Annotated in this window: 5 protein-coding genes and 1 pseudogene; all 6 read left to right on the plus strand. The window is 41.9% G+C overall.

Annotation, left to right across the window (positions count from 1 at the left end; genetic code table 11):
* On the plus strand, window positions 1-1,110 hold a 1,110-nt coding region (locus QZZ43_RS03855; RefSeq protein WP_291856440.1), incomplete at its 5' end, for a DEAD/DEAH box helicase.
* 7 nt (window positions 1,111-1,117) lie between these two features.
* A complete protein-coding gene (locus QZZ43_RS03860; RefSeq protein WP_291856442.1) occupies window positions 1,118-1,594 on the plus strand; it encodes a ribonuclease H in 477 nt (158 codons plus the stop codon).
* Window positions 1,595-1,845: 251 nt separating this feature from the next.
* Window positions 1,846-2,367 carry an RNA polymerase sigma factor gene (locus tag QZZ43_RS03865; RefSeq protein WP_291856443.1) on the plus strand — a complete coding sequence of 174 codons (522 nt, stop codon included), beginning with the start codon at window positions 1,846-1,848 and terminating at the stop codon, window positions 2,365-2,367.
* Window positions 2,354-2,893 carry a hypothetical protein gene (locus tag QZZ43_RS03870; RefSeq protein WP_291856445.1) on the plus strand — a complete coding sequence of 180 codons (540 nt, stop codon included), beginning with the start codon at window positions 2,354-2,356 and terminating at the stop codon, window positions 2,891-2,893. The genes QZZ43_RS03865 and QZZ43_RS03870 overlap by 14 nt, the downstream gene beginning before the upstream one ends.
* A 171-nt stretch (window positions 2,894-3,064) precedes the next feature.
* Entirely contained in the window at window positions 3,065-5,659 is a 2,595-nt protein-coding gene (locus QZZ43_RS03875; RefSeq protein ID WP_291856448.1) for a glycoside hydrolase family 2 protein, read from the plus strand.
* A gap of 241 nt (window positions 5,660-5,900) precedes the next feature.
* A pseudogene (locus tag QZZ43_RS03880) lies at window positions 5,901-6,165 on the plus strand (sugar nucleotide-binding protein); the annotation flags it as partial.

Here is a 6,165-nt window from a genome sequence, read left to right on the forward strand (position 1 = left end):
CAAACAGGAACCGGGAAAACCGTGGCTTTTGCTTTGCCGGTTTTACATCGGTTATCCATTGGCCGGAGTGGAAGCAAACAACATACAGTCCGTTGCGTGGTGATGGTTCCTACCCATGAACTTGCTATTCAGGTAAGCCGGGTATTTAAGGAGTTGGCAGTTGGCACATCCATTCAGATTGAAGGTATTTATGGTGGAATTGATCAGGATCCGCAAATAGAACATCTGAAACGGGGTTTGGATGTGGTAGTGGCAACCCCGGGTCGGTTATTTGATTTGGAAAGCCAGGGATATTTGTCGCTCAGTGCTGTTGAAACACTTATCCTTGATGAGGCAGATCACATGCTTGAACTGGGGTTTAAGCACGATATGAATCAGCTCATTACAAAATTACCTCCCCGGAGACAGGTGCTGTTCTTTTCGGCTACCATCAACAAGCATGTAAAAAATATGGCTTATTCATTGGTTCATAAAGCTGTTCGCATACAGATTTCACCCAATGATCCTGTGGCCAAAAACATTAACCATTCGGTTGCCTTTATTGAGATGGACGACAAGCGGTTCTTTCTGGAACGCATCATACGCGAAAATCCGGACAGCAAGATATTGGTTTTCGTGCGGACAAAGGTTAGGGCAGAGCGGGTGATGAAAGCTCTTGAGCGGGTGCGGTTGCTGAGTCAAACCATACATGGAGATAAAGATCAGAATCAACGAAACCTGGTGATGGAGCAGTTCACATCCGGCGAAAACAAAGTTCTTATTGCCACAGACGTTAGTGCCCGTGGAATAGATATTCCTGATGTGGATATGGTAATTAATTATGACATTCCCGAAGAAACAGAAAACTACGTGCATCGCGTGGGACGGACCGGTCGCGGACAAAAAAAAGGCGTGGCCATTGCCTTTTGCAGTGCTGAAGAAAAAGAGAGGCTGGTAGCCATTGAAGGTTTTCTGAATAAGGAAATCGCCCAGCTCGACATTGAGAAAGGAGCATATCTGGAAACCGTAAAAATGTCGGGAGTGGAGGAAACCGATTGGAAAGCCCTGATGGACGCGGACGATGAACTGGAGAACACAAAGAAAAGAAAAAACAAGAAGTCGCGGAAATAAACTCACATTGAATACTGACCGGATAGAAATATACACCGACGGAAGTTGTCACACAAAGGCCAGAAAAGGCGCCTGGGCTGCCCTCATCCTGTTTGGGAATAAAAAGGAAATACTGACAGGGGTAGAGGTGGATACCACACATAACCGGATGGAACTGCTATCGGTGATAAAGTCGATTGAATTTGCTGACACATACAGAGCCGGAGCCAGCTTACGGATTTATAGTGACAGTCAGTATGTTTGCACCTTGCCTGACCGCCTTCCCCGATTAAAACAAAATTCATTTCGAACCAGAAAAGGCACCGAAATACAAAACGCAGATTTGGTTAAAACCTTTCTTCCACTGATCGAAAGCCACAATATTGAATGGATAAAAGTTAAGGCCCACCAAAGAGACAATTCAGAGCCTGCTACTCATAATCGGTTTGTAGATAAACTATCAAGAAAGCTTGTAAGGGCGTGTACAAATAATACCAGCGATTAGGTAATGCTCCTGCAGTGCTATTGCCATACCAATACTTCGTCGATGCATTGCAACTAGCTGATATTGATGTAATTGAAAAACAATGCGAATTGAGGTCAACTCCCTGATAATGAAAGTCTTGCTTTTTCTGTGTTTAGGCTTTTTATCACAGACCGTTGCTATGTAAAAGAGAGAAATTACTAAAATAAGTTTCTGCATTTGTAACTTTTCTCAATTTTAGGAACTAAATAAGTAAATCAAACTTATGAGCTTTGAAAAAAGAAGAGTTATTTAATAAAATTGTTGCCGAAAATAGTGACCGTATTCGGCGCATTTGTGCTTTTTACAATGCAAATACTCACGATCAGCAGGATATGTGTCAGGAGGTGTTGGTGAATATTTGGAACAGCCTTGATAATTTCAGGGGCGAATCGGCTTTAAGCACATGGATTTACCGGATAGCTGTCAATACTTCGCTTCAATACACCGGAAAAGCTTACAAAAACATGAAGCTCATAGTGAATGCCGATACCGGAATTCTGAGTAATGTGCTGGATGATGGAGAAATGGCTCATAAGCAGCTGGAAGAAGAACAGTTTGAAAACCTTCAATGTGAGTTAAATATGTTGTCGGTCATTGATAAGGCTTTGATTTCTTTGATGTTGGAAGGACTGTCAATGAAGGAGATTGCCGAAGTAATCGGTATTACCGAACCCAATGTGAAAGTGAAGATTCATCGGATAAAGGCTCAATTGAAAATCAGACTAAAGAAAAAGAACTATGTTACACAGTAATCCACCATTATCAGGAATGGATCAATTGATTCATAAGTTGAAGAACGAAGATGAAAACTACGCCCGATTGAGTAGGGGCATCCAGATTTTTTATTGGATTATGGCTCCTGTATATCTAATAATGGTTGTCCTTCATGCCATCGAAGGAAGTTCACTTAATGAAATCTTAGGTGGTATATTTTTCTTCCTGGCAATGCTCATCTTTGCCCTGTTTTTCCGGAATTACTATAAAGAATACAAGTATGTGGATTATTCGCAGCCAACACTTGTTATGCTGAAGAAAGCGGCTTACCGGTATAAACCTTTTCAGTTGAAAATCCTTTGGGCTTTTTTGGCAGTGGGTTTCATAAATGCAGGTTTGAGTCTGAGTGCTACTCATATGGCAGATTTGTTGGAGATTCAGCTTGTTTTCTGGTCGGCAATGGCAATGGCTGTATTAATTGGCTTGTGGAGGTGGAAGGTCAGATACAAACCCATCAGAGATGCTGCTTTGAATATGATTCGTGAAATAGAAGCAGACTATTAGAGCCTATTTCATCGTTCAAAAGTATCAAATAGTGTTATGTTTTGCATTTATCATATTTGTTCGTAACCTTTGATATGGGTATTTTTATATAAAGTGAGTTTGGTAATAAAAACGCATTTTAGACCGGGCTCAAAAAGTAATATCAATCAATTATAAAGGTTATCTTCAGTTATGATAAGTTTAAAGAAATGGTTTTTGGGTTTCGTATTGGTTATTCTGGTTTTCGGGAGTTTTACCTCCTGCCAGTCCAAAACGGAAAATTCCCCGGTGGAATTTGAGATTAATAGTGGATGGGAATTCTCTAAAGCAGGCTCCAATAATTGGTTGCCGGCGAATGTTCCCGGAACGGTTCATGCTGATTTGATGGATAATGACAAAATTGAGGATCCCCATTACCGAATGAATGAAGACGATGTGCAGTGGATCGAAGATGAAGACTGGGTTTATCGAACCACCTTTGACGTTGAGAAAAATCTTTTACGGGCTTCTGATGTTATTCAACTTCAATTCTCCGGTTTGGATACTTATGCTGATGTTTTCCTGAACGATGAGAAAATCCTGGAGGCTGATAATATGTTTGTGGGATGGGACGTGAATGTGAAGGAAAAACTGGTAGAAGGAGAAAATGAGCTTCGTGTTTATTTCCACTCTCCTGTTGAAAAGGGCATGGAAAAACTGACGCAACTGGATTATACGCTGCCTGCCGTGAACGAGCAGGCACCGGAAGGAGAAAAAACCAATATTTTTTCCCGGAAAGCGCCATTTCATTACGGCTGGGACTGGGGCCCTCGTCTGGTAACTTCAGGAATATGGCGTCCTGTGGTTTTGAAAGCATGGAACAAAGCCATTATAGATGATGTGTATGTTGTAACTGAGGATGCCGATGAAAACAAGGCATTGATTTCCGGAACGATTACGGTGGAAGCGCAAACAGCGGGGGAATTTTTAATTTCGCTTGATGTTGATGAACATACTTCTCTTTATGAGAAGAGTGTTAATGTTGAAGCCGGTTTAACACAGGTGCCTTTTGAATTCGAGATTGAAGATCCAAAGCTTTGGTGGACCAACGGTCTTGGAGATGCTTATTTGTATGATTTTAATTTTTCGCTCTCTTTTCAGGACCAGATCTTGGATCATCATCAGTTGGATTATGGTGTGCGCACGTTAAAATTGGTTCAAGAACCAGATGAGGCAGGTCATTCTTTTTATTTTGAGCTGAATGGATTTCCCGTATTTATGAAGGGAGCCAATATTATTCCACCCGAAACGCTTACTCCTTCGGCAGGAAAAGACAGGTACAACAGGCTTATCAATAATGCTGTTGCTGCCAATATGAATATGGTGCGAGTATGGGGAGGAGCCATTTACGGTGAGGATTACCTCTACGACCTTTGTGACCAGAACGGCATTCTGGTGTGGCAGGATTTTATGTTTGCCTGTGCCCTTCAGCCGGGAGATGAGGACCATCTGGAAAATATCCGAAAAGAAGCTGAGTATAATGTAAAACGATTGCGTAATCACCCATCGATTGCTTTGTGGTGCGGAAACAATGAGAATTATCATGGTTGGCACGAGTGGGGCTGGGATGAGATGTATGAGCCCGATGTAGAGGAATTTGTATGGGGAACATACAAGCGAATTTTTGATGAGATATTGCCTTCGGCTGTTTCTGAGTTTGCTCCAAAAACTGCTTATTGGCCTTCTTCTCCGTTGGCTTTTGATGGAACCAAAGCAGACAGAAAATCAGGCGACGAGCACGACTGGACCATCTGGTTCGGACAGAAGCCTTTTTCTGCTTATGGCGAGGATTTGCCCCGTTTTGTGAGTGAATACGGATTGCAGTCATTTCCATCCATGCATACCATTAAGGAGTTTACTAAAGAGGAAGACCGGGATTGGGATACTGAAGTAATGCGTCACCGACAGCGTGGGAAAATGTCTTATGTACATCCGGGTTTTGATGGTAATGACATGATTCGCTGGTATATGGAACAATATTATACGGTGCCGGATGATTTTGCCGATTTTGTTTATGTGAGTCAGCTCCTGCAAGCTAATGCATACAAATCTGCTCTGGAAGCACATCGACGGAATATGCCGCATACCATGGGTTCACTTTACTGGCAACTCAACGACAGCTGGCCCACTATCTCCTGGTCAACTGTTGATTATTTCGGTCGTTGGAAAGCAGCACATTATGCTGTCCGTGCTGCCAATGAGCCTATTCTTGTTGCACCTGTAGAAGAGGATGGGCAATTTAAAGTTTTTGCCGTAAACGATCTGCTTTCAGAAATTAACGGAGAACTGATGGTTAAGGTGTTGGATTTTGCAGGGGAAGAGCTGTATAGTCAGAAAACCGACATAACCGCTGCTGCCAATGCCTCTTGTGTGGTATTTGATGAAAAGGTTACTAACATGGTGGCAGATGCAGAAACCCGTAGTTTGGTCGTTGTAGTTGAACTGATATCAGGAGGTCAGGTGGTGGCCGATAATCTGCTCTATTTCCATCGTCCCAAAGAACTGAATTTGCCCGATGTGGAGGTTGAATTTTCTGCTAAAAAAACAGAAAAAGGTTATCAGTTAACTATTTCATCCCGGCATCTGGCCAAGAATGTATTTCTGGACACTCCGGAAGGAGAAGGATTCTTTTCAGATAACTTTTTTGATTTGCTTCCCGGCGAAAGTAAGGTAGTTGAATTTGAAACCATTAATTCTTTCGACCCTCAGCAAGATTTAAGTATTACGACACTTAACGAATTGCAATAATTAAAAAAAAACGGCGATTTACCGCACTGGAAATTCGCCGTTTTTTCTACTACCTTCTTATTAAAAAACTGGTCGAAGTAGAATTGTAATTCATTACAAAATCAGACATGCAGGCTGCAACTAGCTCATAACAAAAATCTTGCGTTGCATCTCTGCCTTTATTTTTTTTTAAACGGACCATTTTTTATATACTCTAACCGAAGTTTGAATGTTATTCATCGACTCACTAAAAACTACCATAATGAAAGTTCTTTACATAGGCGGTACCGGTAATATTAGTACCGCATCCAGCCGATTGGCCATAGAGATGGGTATTGATTTGTATCTTCTGAATCGTGGAACAGGAAGGGCTGAAATACCGGGGGCTACCACACTGGTCGCTGACCATTCCGATTTGGAAGTGGTTAAGAAAGTAATTGACGGGCACCATTGGGATGTGGTGGTTAATTGGAATGCTTTTACGGAAGAAGACGTCAAGCGCGACTTTGAATTATTTAAAGGAAAAA

Origin of the sequence: Marinilabilia sp. (assembly GCF_016278715.1) — a bacterium.
Classification (GTDB): domain Bacteria; phylum Bacteroidota; class Bacteroidia; order Bacteroidales; family Marinilabiliaceae; genus Marinilabilia.

What these genes read in the sequence shown, in the direction of transcription:
- QZZ43_RS03875 (WP_291856448.1), top strand. Translation starts at nt 3,065, where the DNA reads ATGATAAGTTTAAAGAAATGGTTTTTGGGTTTCGTATTGGTTATTCTG.
- QZZ43_RS03870 (WP_291856445.1), top strand. Translation starts at nt 2,354, where the DNA reads ATGTTACACAGTAATCCACCATTATCAGGAATGGATCAATTGATTCAT.